Annotated in this window: 20 protein-coding genes; 18 read left to right on the top strand and 2 right to left on the bottom strand. The window is 73.7% G+C overall.

The features are described 5' to 3' along the window. Positions 1 to 23: 23 nt before the first annotated feature. The 13 genes from OG802_RS27150 (at position 24) to OG802_RS27090 (ending at position 14,599) form a co-directional block, all read left to right on the top strand. Complete coding sequence (locus OG802_RS27150; protein WP_329414528.1) at positions 24 to 1,553, top strand: right-handed parallel beta-helix repeat-containing protein; 1,530 nt, start codon at positions 24 to 26, stop codon at positions 1,551 to 1,553. A 1-nt stretch (position 1,554) separates the two neighbouring features. Next, positions 1,555 to 2,805 carry an O-antigen ligase domain-containing protein gene (locus OG802_RS27145; RefSeq protein ID WP_329414525.1) on the top strand — a complete coding sequence of 417 codons (1,251 nt, stop codon included), beginning with the start codon at positions 1,555 to 1,557 and terminating at the stop codon, positions 2,803 to 2,805. Next, a complete protein-coding gene (locus OG802_RS27140) occupies positions 2,778 to 4,058 on the top strand; it encodes a glycosyltransferase (protein ID WP_329414522.1) in 1,281 nt (426 codons plus the stop codon). The genes OG802_RS27145 and OG802_RS27140 overlap by 28 nt, the downstream gene beginning before the upstream one ends. Continuing rightward, the gene (locus tag OG802_RS27135; RefSeq protein ID WP_329414519.1) at positions 4,055 to 5,290 is read left to right on the top strand and encodes a class I SAM-dependent methyltransferase; all 1,236 of its coding nucleotides are present in this window, start codon (positions 4,055 to 4,057) and stop codon (positions 5,288 to 5,290) included. The genes OG802_RS27140 and OG802_RS27135 overlap by 4 nt, the downstream gene beginning before the upstream one ends. Then, positions 5,287 to 6,096: a glucose-1-phosphate cytidylyltransferase gene (locus OG802_RS27130; RefSeq protein ID WP_329414518.1), complete on the top strand. Its 810-nt coding sequence runs from the start codon at positions 5,287 to 5,289 to the stop codon at positions 6,094 to 6,096. Before OG802_RS27135 ends, OG802_RS27130 begins: the two co-directional genes overlap by 4 nt. Continuing rightward, complete coding sequence (locus OG802_RS27125; protein ID WP_329414516.1) at positions 6,093 to 6,740, top strand: PIG-L deacetylase family protein; 648 nt, start codon at positions 6,093 to 6,095, stop codon at positions 6,738 to 6,740. The genes OG802_RS27130 and OG802_RS27125 overlap by 4 nt, the downstream gene beginning before the upstream one ends. A gap of 3 nt (positions 6,741 to 6,743) precedes the next feature. Further along, positions 6,744 to 7,769, top strand: a complete 1,026-nt coding sequence (locus tag OG802_RS27120) for an NAD-dependent epimerase/dehydratase family protein (RefSeq protein WP_329414515.1) — start codon at positions 6,744 to 6,746, stop codon at positions 7,767 to 7,769. Next, positions 7,766 to 9,040 carry a DUF4910 domain-containing protein gene (locus OG802_RS27115; RefSeq protein WP_329414513.1) on the top strand — a complete coding sequence of 425 codons (1,275 nt, stop codon included), beginning with the start codon at positions 7,766 to 7,768 and terminating at the stop codon, positions 9,038 to 9,040. Before OG802_RS27120 ends, OG802_RS27115 begins: the two co-directional genes overlap by 4 nt. A gap of 5 nt (positions 9,041 to 9,045) precedes the next feature. Further along, positions 9,046 to 10,344, top strand: a complete 1,299-nt coding sequence (locus OG802_RS27110) for a hypothetical protein (protein ID WP_329417426.1) — start codon at positions 9,046 to 9,048, stop codon at positions 10,342 to 10,344. Further along, entirely contained in the window at positions 10,341 to 11,288 is a 948-nt protein-coding gene (locus tag OG802_RS27105; protein WP_329414511.1) for a glycosyltransferase family 2 protein, read from the top strand. The genes OG802_RS27110 and OG802_RS27105 overlap by 4 nt, the downstream gene beginning before the upstream one ends. Beyond that, entirely contained in the window at positions 11,285 to 12,532 is a 1,248-nt protein-coding gene (locus tag OG802_RS27100; protein WP_329414508.1) for a polysaccharide pyruvyl transferase family protein, read from the top strand. The genes OG802_RS27105 and OG802_RS27100 overlap by 4 nt, the downstream gene beginning before the upstream one ends. Further along, positions 12,529 to 13,089 carry a dTDP-4-dehydrorhamnose 3,5-epimerase gene (gene rfbC, locus OG802_RS27095; protein WP_329414506.1) on the top strand — a complete coding sequence of 187 codons (561 nt, stop codon included), beginning with the start codon at positions 12,529 to 12,531 and terminating at the stop codon, positions 13,087 to 13,089. Before OG802_RS27100 ends, rfbC begins: the two co-directional genes overlap by 4 nt. A gap of 163 nt (positions 13,090 to 13,252) precedes the next feature. Beyond that, positions 13,253 to 14,599 carry a glutamate-1-semialdehyde 2,1-aminomutase gene (locus tag OG802_RS27090; protein WP_329417424.1) on the top strand — a complete coding sequence of 449 codons (1,347 nt, stop codon included), beginning with the start codon at positions 13,253 to 13,255 and terminating at the stop codon, positions 14,597 to 14,599. 656 nt (positions 14,600 to 15,255) lie between these two features. Here the strand turns inward: OG802_RS27090 and OG802_RS27085 are convergent. After that, on the bottom strand, positions 15,256 to 16,038 hold the full coding sequence (locus OG802_RS27085; protein WP_329414503.1) for a phosphatase PAP2 family protein: 783 nt from the start codon (positions 16,036 to 16,038) through the stop codon (positions 15,256 to 15,258). A 445-nt stretch (positions 16,039 to 16,483) separates the two neighbouring features. Between OG802_RS27085 and modA the strand changes: the two genes are divergently transcribed. Genes modA through OG802_RS27070 form a run of 3 tightly spaced genes read left to right on the top strand, consistent with a single transcriptional unit; the run spans position 16,484 to position 19,334 of the window. After that, on the top strand, positions 16,484 to 17,311 hold the full coding sequence (gene modA / locus OG802_RS27080; RefSeq protein WP_329414500.1) for a molybdate ABC transporter substrate-binding protein: 828 nt from the start codon (positions 16,484 to 16,486) through the stop codon (positions 17,309 to 17,311). Beyond that, the gene (modB, locus tag OG802_RS27075) at positions 17,308 to 18,183 is read left to right on the top strand and encodes a molybdate ABC transporter permease subunit (RefSeq protein ID WP_329414497.1); all 876 of its coding nucleotides are present in this window, start codon (positions 17,308 to 17,310) and stop codon (positions 18,181 to 18,183) included. The genes modA and modB overlap by 4 nt, the downstream gene beginning before the upstream one ends. Further along, the gene (locus OG802_RS27070; RefSeq protein WP_329414495.1) at positions 18,180 to 19,334 is read left to right on the top strand and encodes an ABC transporter ATP-binding protein; all 1,155 of its coding nucleotides are present in this window, start codon (positions 18,180 to 18,182) and stop codon (positions 19,332 to 19,334) included. Before modB ends, OG802_RS27070 begins: the two co-directional genes overlap by 4 nt. A gap of 223 nt (positions 19,335 to 19,557) precedes the next feature. On the opposite strand, the gene OG802_RS27065 is transcribed toward OG802_RS27070, so the two are convergent. Then, positions 19,558 to 20,163 carry a helix-turn-helix transcriptional regulator gene (locus OG802_RS27065; protein WP_329414493.1) on the bottom strand — a complete coding sequence of 202 codons (606 nt, stop codon included), beginning with the start codon at positions 20,161 to 20,163 and terminating at the stop codon, positions 19,558 to 19,560. A gap of 97 nt (positions 20,164 to 20,260) precedes the next feature. Between OG802_RS27065 and OG802_RS27060 the strand changes: the two genes are divergently transcribed. Then, entirely contained in the window at positions 20,261 to 20,965 is a 705-nt protein-coding gene (locus tag OG802_RS27060; protein WP_329414491.1) for an ABC transporter ATP-binding protein, read from the top strand. Further along, complete coding sequence (locus OG802_RS27055) at positions 20,965 to 23,796, top strand: FtsX-like permease family protein (RefSeq protein WP_329417422.1); 2,832 nt, start codon at positions 20,965 to 20,967, stop codon at positions 23,794 to 23,796. The genes OG802_RS27060 and OG802_RS27055 overlap by 1 nt, the downstream gene beginning before the upstream one ends. Positions 23,797 to 23,809: the final 13 nt, after the last annotated feature.

The following is a 23,809-nucleotide window of genomic DNA, read 5'->3' as shown; positions in this document are numbered from 1 at the left end:
CAGGGCGCGTGGGGACAGGGCGCATGAGGGCCGCACGGCGGCGGGCGCTGCCGGCGGCGGCGCTGGCACTGGCGCTGGCGGCGGCGACCGGCTGTGACGACGGCGGCACGACGGACGCGACGCCCGGACCGACCGCCGCGCCCTCCGCTCCCCCGGCGTCCGCGGCCCGCCTGTGCGCCGAGCCCGCCGCCGGGCCCGCGAAGGCGCCGGCGGGCGCGGTGACGGTCGACCCCGCCGTCCCCGGCGACCTGGCCGCGAAGAGCGAGAGCAGCCCGCCGCACACCACCTTCTGGCTCCGGCCGGGCCGGCACACCCTCCCGTCGAACCGCTACGACCAGGTGATCCCCAAGGAAGGGGACGTCTACCTCGGCGCGCCGGGCGCGGTCCTCGACGGCCGCCGCAGCAACCACTACGCGTTCGGCGGCTCCGCGCCCGGCGTCGCCATCCGCTATCTGACCGTGCGCGGGTTCGTCGCGCCCCGCGACGAGGGCGTGGTCAACCACGACTCGGCCGACGGATGGGTCGTCGAGCACTCCACGATCCGCGACAACTCCGGCGCCGGGCTGATGGCCGGCTCCCGTCAGCGGGTCCGCGCCAACTGCCTGCGCGACAACGGCCAGTACGGGATGAACGCGTACAAGGAGGGCGGCGTCCGCGGCCTGGTGGTCGAGGGCAACGAGATCACCGGCAACAACAAGGACGACTGGGAGCGGCAGCGGCCGGACTGCGGATGCAGCGGAGGCGTCAAGTTCTGGGCCGTCGACGGCGCGGACGTGCGCGGCAACTGGGTGCACGGCAACCGCGGGACCGGGCTGTGGGCGGACACCAACAACAACGACTTCCTCATCGAGGGCAACCTGATCGAGGACAACGACGGCGCCGCGCTGATCTACGAGATCAGCTACAACGCGGTCATTCGCAAGAACACGATCCGGCGCAACAACTGGGTCGAGGGCCGCGCCTACGCGGCCTCCGGCGACACCTTCCCCTTCGCGACCGTCTACCTCTCCGAGTCCGGCGGCGAGCCGCGCGTGCGGGCCCGCACGGACCGCATCGACGTCTCCGGCAACGTCCTGGAGAACAACTGGTCGGGGATCACCCTGTGGGAGAACGCCGACCGGTTCTGCAACAGCCCGGCCAACACCTCGTCCGGCGACTGCACACTGCTGGTGAAGGACATCCGTCGCTGCGCGCAGCCCGCGATCGCCGGCCCGCCGCTGTACTCCGACTGCCGGTGGAAGACCCAGCGGGTGGACGTCCACGGCAACCGCTTCGTGCTGGACGGGTCCGTCCCCGCGTGCGCGGGCAGGTGCGCCCGGATGGGGGTGCTGTCCAACTACGGCACCTATCCGGACTGGTCGCCGTACCAGGGCGAGCGGGTCGCCCGGGCGATCACCCAGGACCAGCACAACAGCTGGCACGACAACGTCTACGTCGGCCCGTGGACCTTCGTCGTCCACGACGCGAGCCGCGCGGTCGGCTTCGAGCAGTGGCGCGAAGCCCCCTACCGGCAGGACGCGGGCAGCACCCTGCGCGCGAAGGACGGTGGCTGAGATGACGCCCGCGAACACCGGCACGGACCGCACGCCGAAGATCGTCGGGGCGGTCTGGGGCCTGCTCGTCCTCAACACCCTCGGCTCCGCCGGGGCCGTGACCATCGTCCCGCTGCCGCGCTCGCTCATCCAGATGGTCACCATGGGCTCGCTGGCCGCCGCGTTCGCGCTGGCGCTCCTGGCCAACCCCCGGGTGCGCCTGCGGGCCAGCTCCTACGTGTTCCTGCTGACCCTGCTGCTGGTGCCAAGCCTGATCTCCAGCGTGCACCAGGGGGCCGGGTTCGGCGCGCTGTTCCGCTGCGGCCGGCTGGCCCTGTTCGTCGCCACGCTGTGGCTGCTCAGCCGCTGGTGGGACGGCGGCACGACGTTCGTGCGGCACCACATCCGGATGTACTTCGCGGTGCTCGGGTCGGTCGCGGCCGGCCTGGTCGTCTCCCCGGGCGCCGCCCTGCCCGACCTGTACGGCGGGCGGCTGGTCGGCGCGCTGTGGCCGCTCACCCCGCCGCAGATCGGACAGTACGCCGCCGTCATCACCGGGCTGACCGTGCTGCTGCTCCTGGGCCGCCGCACCGACGGCAGGAGCGCCGCCGTGGTCGTCGTGCCCTCTCTCGGCCTGCTCGCGCTGACCCACACCCGCACGGCCACGCTCGGCCTGATCGTCGCGCTGGTGCTGGCGATCACCTCCCTCGTCCTGACCAGCGCCGCCGCCCGCCGGGTCTTCTCCTGGGGCGTGCTGTGCTCGGCGGTGGCGGCGGTGGGGTTCAGCTCCGCGCTCCAGGCGTGGTTCCTGCGCGGGCAGAGCCAGGAGAACTTCGCCAGCCTCACCGGCCGGGCCAAGGTCTGGCACGCCCTCCTGGCGGCGCCCCGCACGACGTCCCAGCACCTGTTCGGCACCGGTCTGGGCGACAAGTCGTTCGGCGGGCTCCCCATCGACAACAGCTGGCTGGCCGTCTACAACGAGCAGGGCGTGACCGGCATCGCCCTGGTGGCGGCGATCGTCGTCGTGCTGGGCGGCGTCGCGCTGCTGCGGCCGCCGTCGCTGTCGAGGGCCTGCGCGATCTTCCTGATCAGCTACTGCGCGATCGCGTCGTACACCGAGGCCGGGCTGGGCGACGCCTCGCCGTATCTGCTGCACCTGGCCGTGGCCGCCTCGCTGCTGGCGGTCCCCGCCGAGGCCGAGGCCGCTGTGGCGGTGCCCGAAACCCCTCGACGACACGTCCCGCGATGGGCCCGGACAACGGAGGTGACCTGAGCGTGGACGCCCTTCACGTGCTGGTGGTGCACAACCGCTACGGCTCGGCCCAGCCGAGCGGCGAGAACAAGGTCGTCGACCAGGAGGTCGCGCTGCTGCGCGCGGCCGGCCACCGGGTCGACGTGTTCGAGCGGCGCAGCGACGACATCGCCGCCCGGTCGCTGCCGGGCAAGGTCGCGGTGCCGCTGCTGGTGCCGTGGAACCCGGCGGTCCGCTCGGAGCTGGCCGCGAGGCTGCGCGCCGGGCGGCCGGACGTGGTGCACGTCCACAACGTCTTCCCGCTGCTGTCGCCGGCGGTGCTGGCGGCGTGCGCGGACGCCGGCGTGCCCGTCGTGGCCACCCTGCACAACTACACGCAGGTCTGTCCGCCCGGCACCCTCCAGCGGGACGGCCGGCCGTGCGCGGAGTGCGTGGGGTCCTCGCCGCTGCCCGCCGTGCGGCACGGCTGCTACCGGGGCTCCCGGCTGGCGACCGTGCCGCTCGCGATCGGTCTGGCCGTCAACCGGCGGCGGTGGTGGTCGGGCGTGGAGCGGTTCTTCTGCATCTCCGCGGCGCAGCGCGACGTCCTGGCCGGGGCCGGGATGCCGGCCGGACGGCTGGCGGTCAAGCACAACTTCGTGCCCGAGCCGGGCGTGCGGCGCACGGGCCCCGGCGAGCACGTGCTCTTCCTGGGCCGGCTCGCGGAGGCCAAGGGCGTACGGCTGCTGATGGCCGCGTGGGACGAACTCGCCGCGGGCGGCGGGCCGGGCGTGCCGCTGGTGATCGCCGGCACCGGGCCGCTGGAGCCGGAGGTGACCGCGTGGGCGGCGGGCCGCGACGACGTGCGCTACGTCGGCCTGTACGACACGGCGCGGTGCCGCGAGGCGATCGCGCGGGCGACGGCCGTGGTGGCGCCCTCGACGTGGCTGGAGGCGTTCGGCCTGGTGGTCGTGGAGGCGATGGCGGCCGGGGTCCCGGTCGTCGCCGCCGGTCACGGCGCGTTCACCGAACTCGTCGAGGACGGGGTGACCGGGCTGCTGCACCGGCCGGGCGACACCGCCTCGCTGGCGGCCGCGCTGCGCCGGATCACCGCCGACCCGGCGCTCGACCGGGAGATGGGACGGGCGGCCCGGCGCCGGTACGAGCAGGGCTTCAGTCCGGCCGTCGGGCTGGAGCGCCTGGAGGAGGGGTACCGCTCCGCGATCGCGGGTCGGTCAGTACCGGCTCACGGCGGGGACACCCGCGTGAGCAGGGGGGATGGGGACAGCACATGACACGATGCCGACTGTGCGGCTCGGAGGCGATGGCGAGCGTCGTCGACCTCGGGGCGACGCCGCCGTGCGAGAGCTTTCTCGCCGCGGACCGACTGGACGATCCCGAGCCGGCGTACCCGCTGCACCTGCGGGTCTGCACCGACTGCTGGCTCGCGCAGATCCCGCCGCTGATCTCGCCGCGGGAGACGTTCGAGGAGTACGCCTACTTCTCCTCCTTCTCGACCTCGTGGGTGGAGCACGCGCGCACGTTCGTCGCCGACGCCGTGGAGAAGGCGGGCCTGGGGCCCGACGCGTTCGTCGTCGAGGTCGCGAGCAACGACGGCTATCTGCTGCGGCACGTGGTGGACCGCGGGATCCGCTGCCTGGGCGTCGAGCCCTCGGTGAACGTCGGCGCGGCGGCGCGGGAGGCGGGCGTGCCCACGCTCACGGCGTTCCTGGACCCGGACACCGGCGCCGCCGTGCGCGCCGAGCACGGCCCGGCGGACCTGGTCGTGGCCAACAACGTGTACGCGCACATCCCCGACGTGACCGGCTTCACGCGGGGGCTGCGGGCGCTGGTCGCCGACGACGGCTGGGTCTCCGTCGAGGTGCAGCACCTGCTGACCCTGATCGAGGAGAACCAGTACGACACGATCTACCACGAGCACTTCCAGTACTACACGGTCGCCTCCGCGATCCGGGCGCTGGACAGCGGCGGACTCGCGCTCGTGGACGTCGAGCTGCTGCCCACGCACGGCGGCTCGATCCGGCTGTGGGCCCGGCCGGCCGAGGCGGCCGGCGAGCCCACCGCGCGGGTGGCCGACGTGCTGGCCCGCGAGAAGGCCGCCGGACTCCAGGAGCTGTCCGGGTACGCCGAGTTCTCCGCCCGGGTCGCCAAGGTGCGCCGGGACCTGCTGAAGTTCCTCGTCGAGGCGGCCGAGCGCGGCGAGACGGTCGTCGGCTACGGCGCCCCCGGCAAGGGCAACACCCTGCTCAACCACTGCGGCATCCGGCCCGACCTGCTCGCGTACACCGTGGACCGCAACCCCTACAAGCACGGCAGGTTCACCCCGGGCACCCGCATCCCGGTCCTGGCGCCCGAGCAGATCGCCGCCGACAAGCCGGACTACGTCCTCGTCCTGCCCTGGAACCTGCGCACCGAACTGGTCGAGCAGCTGTCCTACGTGCACGAGTGGGGCGGCCGGCTGGTCTTTCCCATCCCGGAACTGAGCATTGTCGAGGTCACGCGATGAAGGTCGTCCTGTTCTGCGGCGGTTACGGGATGCGGATGCGCAGCGGCGCCGCCGACGACGTCCCCAAGCCGATGGCGATGGTCGGCCCCCGGCCGCTGATCTGGCACGTCATGCGCTACTACGCGTACTACGGGCACACGGAGTTCATCCTGTGCCTGGGCTACGGGGCCCACCACATCAAGAACTTCTTCCTCACCTACGAGGAGACGACGTCCAACGACTTCGTGCTGCGGGGCGGACGGACCGAGCTGCTGTCCACCGACATCTCGGACTGGACGATCACGTTCGCGCAGACCGGCATCGAGTCGCCGATCGGGGAACGGCTGCGCCGGGTGCGCGAACACCTGGACGGCGACGACATGTTCCTCGCCAACTACGCCGACGTCCTCACCGACGCCCCGCTGCCGCAGATGATCGACTCCTTCGCGCGGCGCGACGCCGGCGCGTCGATGATGGTGGTGCCGCCGCAGTCCTCGTTCCACTGCGTGGACCTGGGCGAGGACGGCCTGGTGGGCGGCATCACCGCGGTGAGCGAACTGCCCCTGTGGGAGAACGGCGGCTACTTCGTCCTGCGCCAGGAGGTCTTCGACCACATCCCGGAGGGCGGCGACCTGGTCGCCGACGGCTGCGCCCAGCTCGCCAAGCGCGGACGGCTGGTGGCGCACCGGCACCGCGGGTTCTGGAAGCCGACCGACACCGTCAAGGAACGGGCCGCGCTCGACGAGGCGTACGCCCGGGGCGACCGGCCGTGGGCCGTGTGGGAACACGACGGCGCCCCGGCGCCCGCCCCGGCGAGGACCGCGTGATACGTCTCGGGGCCGGGCGCCCCGACCGGATCGTCGCCGTGGGCGCGCACTGCGACGACATCGCCATCGGCGCCGGCGGCACGCTGCTGACACTGTGCCGGGCCCGGCCGGGCGTCCGCGTCGACGCGCTGGTGCTCTCCGGTGGCGGAACCGAGCGCGAGCAGGAGGAACAGGCCGCGCTCGCCGCGTTCTGCCCCGGCGCCGACCTGCGCCTGACCGTGCACAAGCTGCCCGACGGCCGGCTGCCCGTGCACTGGGACGAGGCCAAGGCCGCCGTCGAGGAACTGCGCGCCCGGACCGAGCCGGACCTGATCCTCGCCCCGCGCACCGACGACGCGCACCAGGACCACCGCGGCCTGGCCCAGCTCGTTCCCACCGCGTTCCGCGACCACCTCGTGCTCGGCTACGAGATCGTCAAGTGGGACGGCGACCTCGGGCGCCCCACGGCCTACCAGCCGCTCCCGGACGGGGTCGCCGAGCAGAAGGTGCGGCTGCTTCAGGAGCACTACCCCTCGCAGCGGCACCGGCCCTGGTACGACCGGGAGGCCTTCCTCGGGCTGGCCCGGATCCGCGGCATCGAATGCCACGCGCGCTACGCCGAGGCGTTCGCCGTCACCAAACTCACTCTCGATCTGGGGGAATGACCTGTGCGCGTACTGCTGACGGGACACCAGGGCTACCTGGGCACCGTGATGGCCCCCGTGCTCGCCGCCGCGGGACACGAGGTCGTCGGTCTCGACGCCGGCCTGTTCGCCGACTGCGTCCTGGGGCCGGAGCCCGCCGACCCCGACGGCCACCGGGTGGACCTGCGCGACGTCACGGCCGAACACGTGGCCGGCGTGGACGCCGTGATCCACCTGGCCGCGCTCTCCAACGACCCGCTGGGATCGCTGGCGCCGGAGCTGACCTACGACATCAACCACCGGGCGTCGGTGCGGCTGGCCCGGCTGGCCCGCGACGCCGGGGCGCGGCGCTTCCTGTACGCGTCGACCTGCTCGGTGTACGGCGCCGCCGGCGGCGACGAACTCGTGGCCGAGGACGCCCCGTTGCGCCCGGTGACCCCGTACGCGGAGTCGAAGGTGCGGGTGGAGGACGACGTGCACGCCCTCGCCGACGGCGACTTCAGCCCGGTGTACATGCGCAACGCCACCGCCTTCGGGTACTCGCCCCGGCTGCGCGCCGACATCGTGCTCAACAACCTGGTGGGGCACGCCCTGCTGTCCGGCGAGGTCCTGGTCCTCTCCGACGGCACGCCCTGGCGCCCGCTCGTGCACGCCGCCGACATCGCGCGCGCCTTCGCGGCCGCGCTGACCGCGCCCCGCGAGGCGGTGCACGACCGGGCGTTCAACATCGGCAGCGAGGTCAACAACGTCACCGTCGCCGAGATCGCCGGGCAGGTCGCCGAGGCGGTGCCCGGCTCCGAGGTGGTGATCACCGGGGAGAACGGCGCCGATCCGCGGTCCTACCGGGTGGACTTCTCCCGGTTCCGCGCCGCCGTCCCCGGCTTCGACTGCGAGTGGACGGTCAAGCGCGGCGCGCTCGAACTCGCCGACGCCTACCGCACCCACGGACTGACCCGGGAGGCCTTCGAGCAGCGCTTCACCCGGCTGGCCGTGCTGCGCACGGCGTCCGAGGCCGGCTCTGTCGACGACACCCTGCGGTGGCGCCGATGACCGCGCCCGGCGACGAGATGCACGCGCTGGTGCGGCGGATGTACCCGCTGTGCCGCAGCATCACCGGCGACGGGGTGCGCGCCACCCTGGACATCGTCGGCGAGTACCTGCCGCTGACGGTGCACGAGGTGCCGACCGGAACCCGGGTCCTCGACTGGACGGTGCCGCAGGAGTGGAACATCCGCGACGCGTACATCGCCGACGCCGCCGGGAGGCGCGTCGTCGACTTCGCCGCGTCCAGCCTGCACGTGCTCGGCTACAGCGTGCCGGTGTCGGCGAGGATGCCGCTCGCCGAGCTGCGCGAGCACCTGCACACCCTGCCGGAGCACCCGTCCTGGGTGCCCTACCGCACCAGCTACTACCAGCCGCAGTGGGGGTTCTGCCTGTCCCAGGAGACCCTGGACGCGATGCCGGACGGCGAGTACGAGGTGTGCGTCGACTCCACGCTCGCCGACGGCCACCTCACCTACGCCGAGCACGTGGTCCCCGGCGAGGTCACCGACGAGGTGATCGTCTCCTGCCACGTCTGCCACCCGTCGCTGGCCAACGACAACCTGGCCGGCGTCGCGGTGGCGGTGTTCCTCGCACGGGCGCTGGCCGAGCGGAGGCCGCACTACACCTACCGGTTCATCTTCGCGCCCGGCACCATCGGCGCGGTCACCTGGCTGGCCCGCAACGCGGAGCGGGTGGAGCGGGTCAGGCACGGCCTCGTGCTGGCCTGCGCCGGCGACCGGGGGCGTCTGACGTACAAGCAGAGCAGGCGCGGCGACGCGGAGATCGACCGGGTGCTGCGCCATGTGCTGGCCTCCTCCGAACGCCCCCACGACATCAAGGAGTTCACCCCCTACGGCTACGACGAGCGGCAGTACTGCTCCCCCGGGTTCGACCTCGGCGTGGGCTCGCTCAGCCGGACCCCCTACGCCGGCTACCCCGAGTACCACACCTCGGCCGACGACCCGGACTTCGTCACGCCCGAGGCGATGGCGGACACCCTGGCCGTGTGCCGCGAGGCGTTCGCCGTCCTCGACCGCAACCGCAGGTACGTCAACCTCAGCCCCTACGGCGAACCGCAGCTGGGCCGGCGCGGGCTCTACGACTCGCTCGGCGGCCGCAGCGACGCCAAGCAGGCCCAGCTGGCCATGCTGTGGGTGCTCAGCCTCTCCGACGGCGAGCACACGCTGCTGGACGTCGCCGAACGGTCCGGGCTGCCGTTCGACGCCGTCGCCGCCGCGGCCGACGCGCTGCGCGACGCCGAGCTGATCAAGGCGTGAAGCCGGTGACCGCCGAGGGGGAGAATCCGCGGACGACGGCGCCGCCGGCCGGATCCGCCAAGCGCGCCCTCCTCGGCCGGCTGTCCTGGGGCCTCGCCGACCAGGCCGCCTCCAGCATGTCCAACTTCGCGGTGGGCATCTACGTGGCCCGCTCGCTGGGGGTGACCGCGTTCGGCGTGTTCAGCCTGGCCTGGGTGACCTACGGCGTCGTGCTCAACGTCTCCCGCGGACTGGCCACCGACCCGCTCGTGGTGCGCTTCAGCGGACCGCCGGACGCGTCCTGGCGGGGGGCGGTGGCCCGCTCGACGGGCACCGCGCTCGGCGTCGGCACCGGCCTCGGCGCGGCCTGCCTGGTGATCGGCCTCGCGCTGGGCGGCCGGGTGGGGCCCGCGTTCGCCTGCCTCGGCGTCATGCTGCCGGGGCTGCTGCTCCAGGACGCCTGGCGGTTCTCGTTCTTCGCCGCCGGCGCCGGCCGCAAGGCGTTCCTCAACGACCTCGTGTGGGGCGTCGCCCTCGTCCCGGCCATGGTCGTCGCGGCCCGCGTGGGCAGCGTGGCCGCCTTCGTGCTCGCCTGGGGCGCGTCCGCCGCCGCGGCCGCCGCCTACGGCTGCCTCCAGTCCGGCATCCGGCCCCGGCCGGGCGGGGCGCGCGGCTGGCAGCGCGAGCAACGCGACCTCGGATACCGCTACCTGGTCGAGAACGTCAGCCTCAGCGGCGCGAGCCAGCTGCGGGCCTACGGGCTCGGCGCGATCGTCGGCGTCGGCGCGGTCGGCGCGGTGCGCGGCGCCGAACTCCTCCTGGGCCCCTTCCTCGCCGTCCTGATGGGGCTGTCGCTGGTCACCGTCCCGGAAGCGGCCCGGGTGCTGCGGCGGGCCCCGCACCGGCTCGGCGCGTTCTGCCTCCTCCTCGGCGGCGGCCAGGCCGTCGGCGCGCTGTGCTGGGGCGGGGCACTGCTGCTGATGCCGGACCGGTTCGGCGCGGCCGTGCTCGGCGCGGTCTGGCACTCCGCCGCCCAGCTCGTCGTGCCCATCACCCTCGGCGTCGCGGGCGCGGGGCTCGGCACCGGCGCGGCCGCCGGGCTGCGCGCCCTCGGCGCGGCCCGGCGCAGTCTGCGCTCCCAGCTGTTCGCGTCCGCCTGCTACGTCGGCGGCGGACTGGGCGGGGCGGCCCTGGCCGGCGCGGTCGGCTCGGCCTGGGGCGTCGCCGCCGCGACCGTCAGCGGCTCGGCCGTCTGGTGGCTGCAACTGCGGTCCGCCCTGGGCGAGCGGCACCACCACCCCGTTCCCGAAGTGAGGACCACATGAGCGACCGTCCCAGGCTGAGCATCGGCCTGCCCGTGTACAACGGCGAGGAGTACCTGGCCGAGTCCCTCGACGCCCTGCTCGGCCAGAGCTACGAGGACTTCGAGCTGGTCGTCTCCGACAACGCCTCCACCGACGGCACCGAGGACATCTGCCGCCGGTACGCGGCGAAGGACTCGCGCATCCGGTACCTCCGGCTGCCCCGCAACATCGGCGCCGCCCCCAACCACAACCACGTGTTCGCCGAATGCCGGGGCGAACTGTTCAAATGGGCCTCGCACGACGACCTGTACGCCCGGGACCTGCTGCTGCGCTGCGTCGAGGCGCTGGACGAACGGCCCGACGTGATCCTCGCGCACAGCGGCCAGGCGGTCATCGACGGCGACGGCCGGGTGACGGTCCCCTACGAGTACACCCTCGCCACCGACTCGCCGCACGCGCCGGAGCGCTTCCGCAGCCTGCTCTTCGAACCCGGCGGCGACGACTTCTACGGGGTGATGCGCGCCGACGTGCTGCGCCGGGTGAAGCCGCACGACAGCTACCACCACGCGGACCGCACGTTCGTCGCCGAGATCACCCTGCACGGCCCCTTCCACCAGGTCCCGGAGCTGCTGTACTTCCGCCGCGACCACCCCACCCGCGCCGAGCGGGCGAACCCCTCCAAGCGCTCCCGCTGCGTCAACCTGGACCCGCGCCGGGCAGGCCCCCTGCACCCGACGCCCCGGCTGCTCGCCGAGTACGTGTGGGGCTTCGCCTCGGCGATCCGGCGGGCGCCGCTGTCGCCCGCCGACCGGCGCGCCTGCTACCGCCACCTGGCCGCATGGCTGACCAGTCGCTCCCGGCCGGGCGCCGGCGAACGGGTCGAGGACCGCGCCCCGGTCGTCCCCGAGGGACTCGCCGTGTCCGTGGACGCCCTCGTCCCCGGCCGCGAGGGGAGGCGGACATGACACCGGCGGACGCCGCGCCCGTGCGCGTCGGGGTGTTCGGCCTGCTCGGCTCGGGCAACCTCGGCAACGACGGATCGCTGGAGGCCGTCCTCGGATACCTCCGCGCCGAGCACCCGGAGGCCGTCGTGGACGCGCTGTGCGGCGGACCGGAGGCCGTCACCGCCCGGTACGGCATCCCCGCGACGCGGCTGCACTGGTACCGCGGCGAGTACCGGACCGCCTCGCGGGCGGGCGCGATCGCCGGCAAGGGCCTGGGCAAACTCGCCGACGTCTTCCGCACCGCCGCCTGGGTGCGCCGCCATGACGTGGTGATCGTGCCCGGCATGGGCGTCCTGGAGGCCACCCTTCCACTGCGGCCCTGGGGCTTCCCCTACTCCCTGTTCCTGCTCTGCGCGAGCGGCCGGCTGTCGGGCGCCAGGGTCGCGCTGGTCGGCGTCGGCGCCGCCGGGATCGGCAACCGGGCGACCCGCACACTGGTGCGCTGGTCCGCGCGGCTCGCCGCCTACCGGTCCTACCGCGACGCCCCGTCCCGCGAGGCGCTGCGCGCGATGGGCGTGGACACCTCGCACGACGAGGTCCACCCCGACCTCGCCTTCGCCCTGCCGGCGCCGCCGGCGGGCGCGCCCACCGAACCGCCGGGCCGGGTCTGCGTGGGCGTCATGGCCTTCCACGGCGGCGACGACGACCGCGCGCGGGCCGAGGAGATCCACCGGCGCTACCTCGACGGCACGATCCGCTTCGTGCGCGCGCTGGCCCAGGAGGGCAGGCAGGTCCGGCTGCTCACCGGCGACGCCTGCGACGCGCCGGTGGTCGCCGCGATCCTCGACGCCGTGGACTCGCCCCTCGTCACCGCCCCCGAAACGGCGTCGCTCGCCGACCTGATGCGGGAGACGGCCGCCGCCGACGCCGTGGTGGCGACCCGCTACCACAACCTGATCTGCGCGCTGAAGGCCGGCACGCCGACCCTCGCGGTCAGCTACGCGGCCAAGAGCGACGCCCTCATGGCCGAGATGGGGCAGGGCGCGTTCTGCCACCCGGCCCGCGAGGTCGACGCCGACCGGCTGCTGGAGCAGTTCCGGACGCTGGAGAAGAACGCGGCGGACGTCCGGCGGACCCTCGCCGAACGCAACCTGGTCGCCACCGAACGCCTGCACCACCAGTTCGCCGTCCTGACGGCGGCCCTGTTCCCGCCGCCCGACCCCCATCACGCCCAGCCCGCCCACCCCGCCCGGGAGAGCGCATGAAAGCCACCGAGGTCCCGGCCATCGCCGGCGCGTACCTGTTCGAGCCGACGCCGTACGCCGACGAACGCGGCTTCTTCAGCCGCACCTTCGACGCCGACGTCGTCCGCTCGGCGGGCCTCGACCCGGACGCCTTCGTCCAGGACAGCCTGTCCCGCTCGGTGAAGGGCGTGCTGCGCGGCCTGCACCTGCGCTCCGGCGCGGGCGAGGCCAAGCTGGTGCGGTGCTCCTACGGGCGGGTCTTCGACGCCGTCGTGGACCTGCGCCCGGACTCGCCGACCTACCGCAACCTCGCCACCTTCGACCTCTCCGACGACACGCAGCTGACCCTGTACGTCCCGGCGGGCTGCGCGCACGGCTTCCAGGCGCTGACCGACACCGCCGACGTCTCCTACCGGATCGACCGCCGGCACGACCCGGCCGAGGACGTGACGATCGCCTTCGCCGACCCGGAGATCGCCGTGCCCTGGCCGCTGCCGGTCACCTCCATGTCCCGGCGGGACCGGGAGGCGCCGAGCCTCGCCGAGGTCCTGAAGCACCTGCACCAGAAGGAAGGCTGAGGCCACCGTGGACACCACACACACCCCGGCCGCCACGGCGGCCACGTCCGCCGCCGACACCGCGGCAACCGCGGACACCGAGGCCGTCACAGGCCCTGAATCCGCCGCGACCGCTGAAGCCCTCGCGGACGCCGGCGCCGCAGACACCGCGGGCGCCGCAGACATCGCGGGCAGCGCTGCCGACGCCGACTCGGGAGAACTCCGCCTGCCCCGGTCGCGGCAGGCCAACGAGCGGCTGCACGCCATGGTCCCCGGAGGCGCGCACACCTACGCCAAGGGCGACGACCAGTACCCGGAGAACCTGGCCCCGGTCATCAGCCACGGCCGCGGCGCCCACGTGTGGGACGTCGACGGGAACCGCTACATCGAGTACGGCTCGGGCCTGCGGTCGGTCAGCCTCGGCCACGCGCACCCGCGGGTGACCGAGGCGGTGCGACGCGAACTCGACCGCGGCAGCAACTTCGTCCGGCCGTCCATCGTGGAGGTCGAGGCCGCCGAACGCTTCCTGGCCACGGTGCCGACCGCCGAGATGGTGAAGTTCGCCAAGAACGGCTCCGACGCCACCACCGCAGCGGTCCGCCTCGCCCGCGCCGCCACCGGACGTCCACGCGTGGCCCTCTGCGCCGACCACCCCTTCTTCTCCACCGACGACTGGTTCATCGGCACCACCCCGATGGCCGCCGGCATCCCGGCGGCCACCACCGACCTGAACCTCTCGTTCCCCTACGGGGACCTGGCCGCCGCGGAAGAACTGCTCACCCGTCACCCGGGTGATATCGCCTGCCTGATCCTCGAACCCGCCACCCACACCGAACCGCCCCCCGGCTACCTCGCCGGCCTGCGCGACCTCGCCGACCGGCACGGCTGCGTCCTGATCTTCGACGAGATGATCACCGGCCTGCGCTGGTCCGAGGCGGGCGCCCAGGGCCTGTACGGCGTCGTCCCGGACCTCTCCACGTTCGGCAAGGCCCTGGGCAACGGGTTCGCCGTCTCCGCGCTCGCCGGACGCCGCGACCTGATGGAGCGGGGCGGACTGCGCCACTCCGGCGAGCGGGTGTTCCTGCTGTCCACCACCCACGGCGCGGAGACACACTCCCTGGCCGCGTCGATGGCGGTGCTGGCCACCTACTCCGAGGAGGGCGTCACCGCACGGCTGCACGCCCTCGGCGAACGGCTGGCCGCGGGAGTCCGCGGGGCCGCGTCCGCCATGGGCGTCGGCGACCACGTCGTGGTCCGGGGCCGCGCCAGCAACCTGGTCTTCGCCACCCTCGACGAGAACCTCCGGCCGTCGCAGGAGTACCGCACCCTGTTCCTGCGCCGACTGCTGGCGGGCGGCGTGCTCGCCCCGTCGTTCGTGGTGAGCAGCGCGCTCACGGACGCCGACATCGACCACACCGTCGACGCGGTGGCCCAGGCGTGCGCGGTCTACCGCAAGGCGCTGGACACCGCCGACCCCACCCCCTGGCTGGGCGGCCGCCCGGTGAAACCGGTCTTCCGCCGCACAGCGTGAACCGCACCGCCGCCCCGGCACGAGCGGGGGCGGCACCCGGCAGCCGCCGCCGCGGCACGGCGTACGGCGAGCGCGGTGGCGGGCCGTCTCGCTCACTCCCTGACCGTCCCATCCACCGCCCGCCACGCCGTCCGATCCACCGCCCGCCGCGCCGTCCGGCCTGCCGCCTGCCCCGCCGTCCCGCCTACCGCCTGCCGCACCGTCCGACCTACGGCCCGCCACACCGTCCGGCCTACCGCCGCCCCGCCGTCCCGTCTACCGCATGCCGCACCGTCGGGCCTACCGTCCGCCGCGCCGTTCGGCCTACCGTCCGGCCTGCTTTCGGAACCGCCGGTCAGCCTGACGTCCGGCCTGACATGTCGTCCGGCCCGCCGTGCAGGCTCGCGTCCGGCCTGCCGTCTGCCCCGCCGTCCCGCCTACCGCCTGCCGCGCCGTCGGGCCCACCGTCCGCCGCGCCGTTCGGCCTACCGTCCGGCCTGCTTTCGGAACCGCCGGTCAGCCTGACGTCCGGCCTGACATGTCGTCCGGCCCGCCGTGCAGGCTCGCGTCCGGCCTGCCGTCTGCCCCGCCGTCCCGCCTACCGCCTGCCGCGCCGTCGGGCCCACCGTCCGCCGCGCCGTTCGGCCTACCGTCCGGCCTGCTTTCGGAACCGCCGGTCAGCCTGACGTCCGGCCTGACATGTCGTCCGGCCCCCCGTGCAGGCTCGCGTCCGGCCTGTCGTCCGGCCCGCCGTGCAGGCTCGCGTCCGGTCTGTCGTCCAGGCTCACGTCCGGTCTGTCATCCGGCCCGCCTTCCGGTCGGCGGGCCGCGCGGTCGACGAGCCATCCGGTCGCCGGTACCACCGCCAGCGCGGTGAAGAAGCCGCCCAGGGCGTCGGTCGGGTAATGCGCGCCCAGGGCCACCTGCGCCCAGCCCATCGCGGCGCCGGCGACCAGCGCGAAGCCGAGCACGAGTGCCATGCCGGCCGTTCTGCCGAGGCCGAGAAGGCCGGTCGCGAGCAGCGCCACCGCCAGGGCCAGCGCGGTGGCGAACGTGGTGTGGCCGCTCGGGTAGGAGAGGTTGCCGTCACCGTGGATGGTGCGCCCCACCAGGTGCTTGAGCAGCGTCGCGACCGCCACGCCCGCTCCGGCCCCGGCCACGGTCAGCACCGCCGCACGAGGACGCCGCAGCAGCAGACAGCCCGCCACGAGGACCGCCACCAGCAGCACCGACCCCACGGGCTCCCCCAGGAAGTCCAGGGCGAGCGCGAGACGCCGCCACGGCGGACCCACGCCGTCCGCTTCCGGGCTGCTGATCCGCCTGTCCACCCCGCCGGGCTCGCTGCCGCCGGCGTACAGGATCCCGAGCAGGGCGACGGACAGCCCCGCGAGTCCCGCGACCGTCCCGAGCCACCCGCGAAGCACCGGAGGCAGCACCGGGTGCGCCGACCGGCCGGTCACCGGCCCACCGCATCCGGCCGGACGGAACACGCCGCGCGCACACCGCGGCAGACCGGCATCCGCCGGCGCCCACTCCCCACCCACGACCCCCTGACGTCACACCGCCCTACGACGGCGCCCTCTCCTTCTCCAATGACCGAGAAGGCCGAAGGGTTCCCCGACTCGGGGAAAAGCCGTGGAAGCGGAGGGAGGCGCCCGCGAAGGGACGAACCCACGGGCTGCCACATCGGGGACGACCGCACCCGGACCCCTGCTTCCGTGCAAACGCACATGCCATGCCAGAGAACCCTTGACCCGGATCATGCCAAGCCACAAGAGACTCTCACCTCGCACCTGCGGCATCATGGTCAGCGCACGCATACTCACCGGATCGAAGACGCGGACGTCGCTCGGCTCGGGAGACAGCAGACGCGTCCGTCAGGACCAGAGAGAGGGAGCACCCGTGATGACCCGTTCCGCGCGCCGGAGCCGTCGGACGCTGCGGGCGGTCGGTGCGGGCGCCGCGGCCCTGCTGGCACTGAGCGCCTGCTCGTCGTCCGGCTCCGGCTCGTCCGGGACGTCGGGCGACTCAGCTGCGGCCTCCGCTTCGGACAAGCTGTCCGGCACGGTCACGGTCTTCGCCGCCGCCTCGCTGGAGGAGAGCTTCACGACGCTGGGCGAGGAGTTCGAGAAGGCGCACCCGGGCACGAAGGTCGCCTTCAGCTTCGGCGGCAGCGACACGCTCGCCGCCAGCATCACCGCCGGCGCCCCCGCCGACGTCTTCGCCTCGGCCAGCCCGAAGACCATGGCGATCGTGACGGACGGCGGCGACGCGGAGGGCACGCCCGCCACCTTCGTGCGCAACCGGCTGGAGATCGCCACCCTGCCCGGCAATCCCGACGAGATCGCCTCCCTGAAGGACCTCACGAAGTCCTCGCTGAAGGTCGTGCTGTGCGACAAGGCGGTGCCGTGCGGGGCCGCCGCCCACAAGGCCCTGGACGCGAGCGGGCTCGAGCTCACTCCGGTCTCCTACGAGGAGGACGTCAAGTCGGCCCTGAACAAGGTGGTCCTGAAAGAGGCCGACGCCGCGGTGGTCTACAGGACCGACGTGAAGGCCGCGGGTGACAAGGTGGAGGGCGTGGACTTCCCCGAGTCGGCCCAGGCCGTCAACGCATACCCGATCACGCTGCTCAAGGGCTCGGAGAACACCGGGACCGCCAAGGCGTTCATCGCGCTGGTGCGGTCCGCCGTCGGCCAGAAGGTCCTGACCGACGCCGGGTTCCTCCGGCCGTGACCTCCCCGCCCCCCGACAAGGCCGGCGCCGCGGACACCGTGACCGGTGGCCCGCGCCGACGCCGCGTCCGCGGAGCCCCGGCGGGCCGCGGCCTCGGCGGCGCCCCGCTGCCCCTTCTCCTGCCCGCGCTGCTCGGGCTGGCGTTCCTGGTCCTCCCCCTCGTCGCCCTGCTGGTCCGGGCCCCCTGGCGGAGCATGCCCGACCTGCTGACGAGCACCGAGGTGTGGCAGGCGCTCCGGCTGTCCCTGGTCTGCGCGACGGCGGCGACCGCGGTGAGCCTGGTGTTCGGGGTGCCGCTGGCCTGGCTGCTGGCACGGGTCGAGTTCCCGGGACGCGGTCTTCTCCGGGCGCTGGTCACCCTTCCGCTGGTGCTGCCGCCGGTGGTCGGCGGCGTCGCCCTGCTGATGGCGCTCGGCCGCAACGGGGTCCTGGGCCGGTGGCTGGACTCCTGGTTCGGGATCACGCTGCCGTTCACCACCGCCGGGGTCGTCGTCGCGGAAGCCTTCGTGGCGATGCCGTTCCTCGTCATCAGCGTCGAGGGCGCTCTGCGCGCCGCCGACCCGCGCTACGAGGAGGCGGCCACGACGCTCGGCGCCTCGCGCTTCACCGCGTTCCGCCGGGTCACGCTGCCGCTCGTCGCCCCCGGCATCGCGGCCGGCGCCGTGCTGGCGTGGGCCCGGGCGCTCGGCGAGTTCGGCGCGACGATCACCTTCGCCGGCAACTTCCCCGGCCGCACCCAGACCATGCCGCTCGCCGTGTACCTGGCGCTGCAGAGCGACCCGCAGGCCGCGATCGCCCTCAGCCTCGTCCTGCTGGCCGTCTCGATCGCGGTGCTGGCCGGGCTGCGCGACCGATGGATGACCGCCTCATGAGCGACACCGGGAAGACCACGCAGGACGCGCGCCCCGCACCGGGACCGGCCGACGCGCCCGACGCGGCCGGGGAAGGGCTCGACGCCCGGCTGCTGGTCGAGCGCGGCTCCTTCCGCCTCGACGTGGCGCTGACCGCGGCGCCGGGTGACGTCGTCGCGCTCCTCGGCCCCAACGGCGCAGGCAAGACGACCGCGCTGCGCGCCCTCGCCGGCCTCGTCCCGCTCACGGACGGCCACCTCCGCCTGGACGGGGCCGAGTTGCACCGCACGCCGCCGGAGTCCCGCCCGGTCGGCGTCGTCTTCCAGGACTACCTGCTCTTCCCCCACCTCACCGCGCTGGACAACGTGGCCTTCGGGCCGCGCTGCCACGGCGCGACCAAGGCGCAGGCACGCGCGCGGGCCGCGAAGTGGCTGGAGCGGATGGGCCTCGCCGGCCACGCCGGCAGCAAGCCCCGCAAGCTCTCCGGCGGCCAGGCACAGCGCGTCGCCCTCGCACGGGCCCTGGCCACCCACCCGCGCCTGCTGCTCCTCGACGAGCCGCTCGCCGCCCTCGACGCCCGCACCCGCCTCGACGTCCGCGCGCAACTGCGGCACCATCTGGCCGAGTTCGAAGCGGTGGCCGTGCTCGTCACGCACGACCCGCTGGACGCGATGGTCCTGGCCGACCACCTCGTCGTCATCGAGGACGGCCGCATCGTCCAGCAGGGCGGCCCGGCCGACATCGCCCGCCACCCGCGCACCGACTACATCGCCCACCTCGTCGGGCTCAACCTCTACCAGGGCGAGGCGCAGGGCCACACGGTCCACGTCGGGAGCGGCCCCGCGACCACGACCGGGATCACCACCGGGACCGGGACCAGGACCACCATCACGACCACCGAGGACCTCACCGGCCCGGTCTTCGTCGCCTTCCCGCCCAGCGCGGTCACCCTGCACCGGGACCGCCCCACCGGCTCCAGCGCACGCAACCTCTGGCGGTGCGAGATCGCCGGCCTGGACACCCGCGGCGACCGGATCCGCGCCGACCTCACCGGCGAACTCCCCCTCGCCGCCGATCTCACGACGGTGGCGGCGGCCGAACTCGGCCTGCATCGCGGTGTCGCGGTGTGGGCGACGGTCAAGGCGGCCCAGACGCACGCGTACCCGGCCTGAGCGTCCGGGCGGACGCGCGGGGTCCGCGGCGGCCCCGGACCGCTGCCCGGAATGGGCGGTAGACCAGTGGCGTTCCAGCCCTCGAACCGACGGGAGGGCGCAGCCCCCCGGAGTGACGGGAGAGCACAGCCCCTCGGAGGGTGGCGGGGCGCCTACCAGTAGGTGCGCGTGACCCTGTCAGGCAGTCGCCCCTGCCGTTCGCCTTCCTGAAGTACGGCCCCTCTCATCCCGTCCTGCCCCTCGGAGCCTCGTCGGAGTCGGTCCGCACCTGTGGGGGTGAGTGCTCCGCCGCCTGCGCGCCCTGTGCCGTGGCGAGGGGGCCCAGGTGCTGTGCGGCGCTGTCCAGCAGTCCGAGGTCGGCCTTGGTGTGCGCGATGGCGGCGTCGATCAGGACGGCTACCAGCGGCTCGTCGGCGTGAGCGCGGCGCTGCCGGCCCAGGCCCGCGAGCTCGGACATATATGTCTGCCGCTGCGCCTCGATCAGCGTGTCCAGGGCCTGCGGGCCCAGCGCGACAGCGCCGAGGAGCTTCAGGAACAGCTCGTCGCGGAAGCCGCCGACGCGCACCCAGGCGGTGGTCGCCCAGGAGCGCAGCTCGGCCTCGCCCGCCTCGGTGAGCGTGTAGAGGTTCTTGTCGGGCCGGTCGGTCTGTGTGACCTGCGAGCGCGAGACATAGCCGTCACGGACCAGCCGTTCGAGGATCTGGTAGAGGTGACCGATGTTCAGGCCGCCCCACTGCGGGCCGACGGCCTCCTCGAACCGGGCCTTGAGTTCGTATCCGTGATTCGGTCGCCGGGTCAGCAGCGCGAGCACGGCGTGATGGAGCGGCATACATATCCCTTCTACATTGTGACAACATACCCCTGAATTGTCGCAATGCAGGGGCGGCGGCGCAGGTGCCGCGCGGTACGAGGGCGAGGTTGCATCCATGGCTGTGAGCGTGGCGTTGCGCGGGGTGAGCCGCCGGTATCCCGGCCTGACCGCCCTGGACGAGATCGACCTGGAGGTCGCGGCCGGCGAGGTGGTGATGCTGACCGGGCCGTCCGGCGCCGGCAAGTCCACCGTCCTGCACGTGACGGGCGGCATGGACCAGCCCGACGAGGGGCACGTCGAGATCGACGGCGCACGACTGATACCCCGGGATCTGGACCGTCACCGGCGGCGTGTCGGCTTCGTCTTCCAGCGCTTCCACCTGCTGCCCGCGCTGACCGCGCTGGACAACGTGCTCGCCCCCGTCCTGCCGCGCAGAGTGGACTTCGACCGGCGTGCGCGCGGCATGGAGCTGCTCGAGGCCGTCGGCCTGAACCAGCGGGCCGACGCCCTGCCCTCGCAGTTGTCGGGCGGCCAGCAGCAACGCGTCGCCGTGGCACGGGCGTTGATCAACCGGCCGGGACTGTTACTGGCCGACGAGCCCACGGGCAACCTGGACAGCGTCATCGGGCGGGAGATCATCGACCTGCTGATGTCGCTGCGCGAGCGCTACGGGATGACGATGCTGATCGCCACGCACGACGCGGAGGTCGCCGCCGGCGGCGACCGGGTGGTGCGGCTCCAGGACGGCAGGATCACCTCGGACCAGCGGATCACACCCTCCGGCGACGTGCTGCACCGGCTGGGGGGCCTGCGCCCGTGATGGCGATGATCCTCGACCAGCTACGGCGGCGGCGCGGGCGCGCGCTGGCCCTGGCCGCCGGCATCCTGGTGGCGGCGACCAGCTTCACCCTGCTGACCGCGACCGTGAGCACGAGCCAGGCGACCACCGTGGGCACGGTACGGAAGAACGCACGCTCCGCGTACGACGTCCTGGTGCGCCCGCCCGACGCGCAGACGGACGTGGAGCGGCGCAGCGGTCTGGTCACGCCGAACTTCCTGTCCGGCACGTTCGGCGGCATCACCGTCGACCAGTACCGGCGCATCCGCGGCATGGCCGGGATCGACGTGGCCGCACCGGTCGCCAACATCGGCTATCTCATGGTGGCGAGCACCGTCACCGTGGACGTGTCCCGCTTCCTGGACGGCGAGGCGTCCCGGCAGATCCTGCGCATCCGCCCCACGCTCACCTCCGGACTGGGCAGTTACCGCACCTCGGACGAGTACGTCTACCTCACCCGCTCCCCCCTGACGTCGGCCTCGGAGTCGGACGGCCTCTTCGAGTCCGACACCCTGGAGGCGGGTGCGGCCGACAAGAGCACCCGGCGGTACCGCATCAAGGGGAAGTACGACGTCTGCTTCTACTTCAACCGGGACAAGACCGAGCAGACCCAGTTCAACCTGGATCTGCCGCTGAAGCCGAACATCATCGCCGAGGACCTCAGGGACCGGTCGCCGTTCGACCCGGACCTGAGTTCGCACATGAACTGCCAGTCCGGCCAGGACAAGGCCACCATCGACGTTCCGGTCAGCTACCCCGTGCTGCTGGCCGCCGTCGACCCGGTGGCCGAGGACCGGCTGGTGGGCCTGGGCGACACCATCGCCTCGGGCCGGATGCTCACCGAGCGGGACAAGCCGTGGAGGGTGTCGGGCGCCAAGAGCGTCCACGGAAGCCACGACCGCTACATCCCGGGGCTGCTCAGCGACACCCCCCTGACCACCGGCATTCTCGACGCCACCGTCGAGCGGCTCGACGTCGGCGACCCGGCCGGGCTGCCGTCGAAACTGGGCAACCCGGCAGCCGCCGGCTTCGTCCGGAACCTGCCCGGCACCACGGTGGGCAGAACCCGCGTCGACCTGAGCAAGGGCTACCGGAAGGCACTGACCGAGGACTCGTTCGACACCGGCAGCTACTGGACGGTCGGCCCGGTCACCTACCTCCGGACGCCCGACGGCGGCCTCGCCGCGCAGTCGCAGCCCCCGCAGAAGCCCGGCCTGTGGATCACCAACTCCAACCGGCAGCCGTTCCCCAACGTCCCCGAGGAGAACCACCAGGGCACCCAGTACCGGAAGGTGACCAGTCACGCCGCCACGAACTGCATCGGACTGGGCACGTGCGACGGCGTCGACTCCGGACGCCTGCCCAATCCCTTCGTCCACCTGGTCGGCCGCTACGACACCGGCAGACTGCCCGGCTTCTCACCCCTGTCCGACACCCCCCTGGAGACCTACCAGACGCCGCAGGTCACCGGTGCGGACAGCGCGACCCGAGCGAAGCTCCACGGCAAGCCCCTCCAGCCCGACCGCAACCTCGGCGGCTACGTCAGCCCGCCGCCCACCATGCTGACGACGATGGACTCCATCACCGCGCTCACCAAGAGCCGTCGGATCCCGAGCCTCCAGGACAAGGCGCCGGTCAGCGCGATCAGGATCCGGGTGGCAGGAGTGACCGGCGTCGACACGGCCTCCCGGGCGCGGGTGAACGCGGTGGCCGGGAAGATCCGGGCCACCTACCCCCGGCTCCAGGTCGACGTCACCGTCGGCAGCTCGCCCGCGCCGCAGACGGTGGCCCTGGGCGACTCGGCACAGGTGACTGAGCGTTGGGTCGCCAAGGGCGTGGCACTGCGCATCCTCCGGGCGGTGGACACCAAGAGCGCGGTGCTCTTCGTCCTGGTCCTCGTCGTGTGCGCGCTCTTCCTCGGCCAGGCCGCGCTGGCCTCGGTGCGCTCACGTCGCACCGAGATCGGCACGCTGCGCTGCCTCGGCTGGAGCGGCGGCGAAGTGCTCCGCCTGGTCCTCGCCGAACTGGCGCTGATCGGCCTCGCCGCAGGAGCCGTGGGCACGGTGCTCGCGTACGTGCTGGGCCGCATGCTGGGTCAGCCCGAAGCCGGCGCCAAGTCACTCCTCGTCCTCCCGGTGGCGCTCCTCCTGGCCACCGCGGCGGGCCTGATCCCCGCCTGGCTCGCCACCCGGCTGGGCCCGATGGAAGCCGTCCGGCCCCCGGCGACGGCGGTCCGCCGCACGCACCCGGTGCGTTCGGTGGCCGGACTGGCCGTGCTCAACCTGCTGCGGGTACGGGGCCGCACGCTGCTGGGCGCGGCCGGGCTGGCGCTGGGGGTGGCCGCCTTCACGGTGCTGCTCGCCCTGACACTGGCCTTCCGGGGCGAGGTGGCCGGGTCGCTGCTCGGCAGTGCCGTGGTGGCGCAGGCGCGCGAGGCGGACTACTTCAGCGTCGCCCTGTCCCTGCTGCTGGGCGCCGCCGGCGCCATCGACGTCCTGGTCCTCTCGCAGCGCGAACGCGCCGCCGATCTCGCGGTGCTGCGCGCGACGGGCTGGACCGATCGCGAGCTGGCCAGGCTGACCCTCTACGAGGGAATCGGCCTGGCTCTGCTGGGCGGCCTGTCCGGAGCGGTGGCCGGCCTGGCCGGGGTGCTGGCCCTCGGCCGGGGCGTGCTGCACGGACACCTGTTCCCGGTCGCCGGCGCCGCACTGCTGGCCACGCTCGCGGCGACCGCCCTGGTGGTGGCGGCCCTGGCGGTGCCGATCCGGCGGCTGTCCCGCATCGCCCCCGCCCATCTGCTCGCCACCGACTGAGGCGGGCACCACT

The organism is Streptomyces sp. NBC_00704, from assembly GCF_036226605.1.
Taxonomy (GTDB): domain Bacteria; phylum Actinomycetota; class Actinomycetes; order Streptomycetales; family Streptomycetaceae; genus Streptomyces.
Note: the sequence above shows the minus strand (reverse complement) of the source record. Positions and strands in the feature narration are given on the sequence as shown.

Bases quoted from the DNA above. Each gene is read 5' to 3' on its own strand.
- OG802_RS27060 (WP_329414491.1), top strand. From the start codon at position 20,261: ATGGCTGTGAGCGTGGCGTTGCGCGGGGTGAGCCGCCGGTATCCCGGC.
- OG802_RS27100 (WP_329414508.1), top strand. From the start codon at position 11,285: ATGACACCGGCGGACGCCGCGCCCGTGCGCGTCGGGGTGTTCGGCCTG.
- OG802_RS27145 (WP_329414525.1), top strand. From the start codon at position 1,555: ATGACGCCCGCGAACACCGGCACGGACCGCACGCCGAAGATCGTCGGG.
- OG802_RS27150 (WP_329414528.1), top strand. From the start codon at position 24: ATGAGGGCCGCACGGCGGCGGGCGCTGCCGGCGGCGGCGCTGGCACTG.
- OG802_RS27115 (WP_329414513.1), top strand. From the start codon at position 7,766: ATGACCGCGCCCGGCGACGAGATGCACGCGCTGGTGCGGCGGATGTAC.
- OG802_RS27065 (WP_329414493.1), bottom strand. From the start codon at position 20,163: ATGCCGCTCCATCACGCCGTGCTCGCGCTGCTGACCCGGCGACCGAAT.
- OG802_RS27135 (WP_329414519.1), top strand. From the start codon at position 4,055: ATGACACGATGCCGACTGTGCGGCTCGGAGGCGATGGCGAGCGTCGTC.
- OG802_RS27105 (WP_329414511.1), top strand. From the start codon at position 10,341: ATGAGCGACCGTCCCAGGCTGAGCATCGGCCTGCCCGTGTACAACGGC.
- modA (WP_329414500.1), top strand. From the start codon at position 16,484: ATGACCCGTTCCGCGCGCCGGAGCCGTCGGACGCTGCGGGCGGTCGGT.
- OG802_RS27130 (WP_329414518.1), top strand. From the start codon at position 5,287: ATGAAGGTCGTCCTGTTCTGCGGCGGTTACGGGATGCGGATGCGCAGC.
- rfbC (WP_329414506.1), top strand. From the start codon at position 12,529: ATGAAAGCCACCGAGGTCCCGGCCATCGCCGGCGCGTACCTGTTCGAG.
- OG802_RS27140 (WP_329414522.1), top strand. From the start codon at position 2,778: ATGGGCCCGGACAACGGAGGTGACCTGAGCGTGGACGCCCTTCACGTG.
- OG802_RS27055 (WP_329417422.1), top strand. From the start codon at position 20,965: ATGGCGATGATCCTCGACCAGCTACGGCGGCGGCGCGGGCGCGCGCTG.
- OG802_RS27070 (WP_329414495.1), top strand. From the start codon at position 18,180: ATGAGCGACACCGGGAAGACCACGCAGGACGCGCGCCCCGCACCGGGA.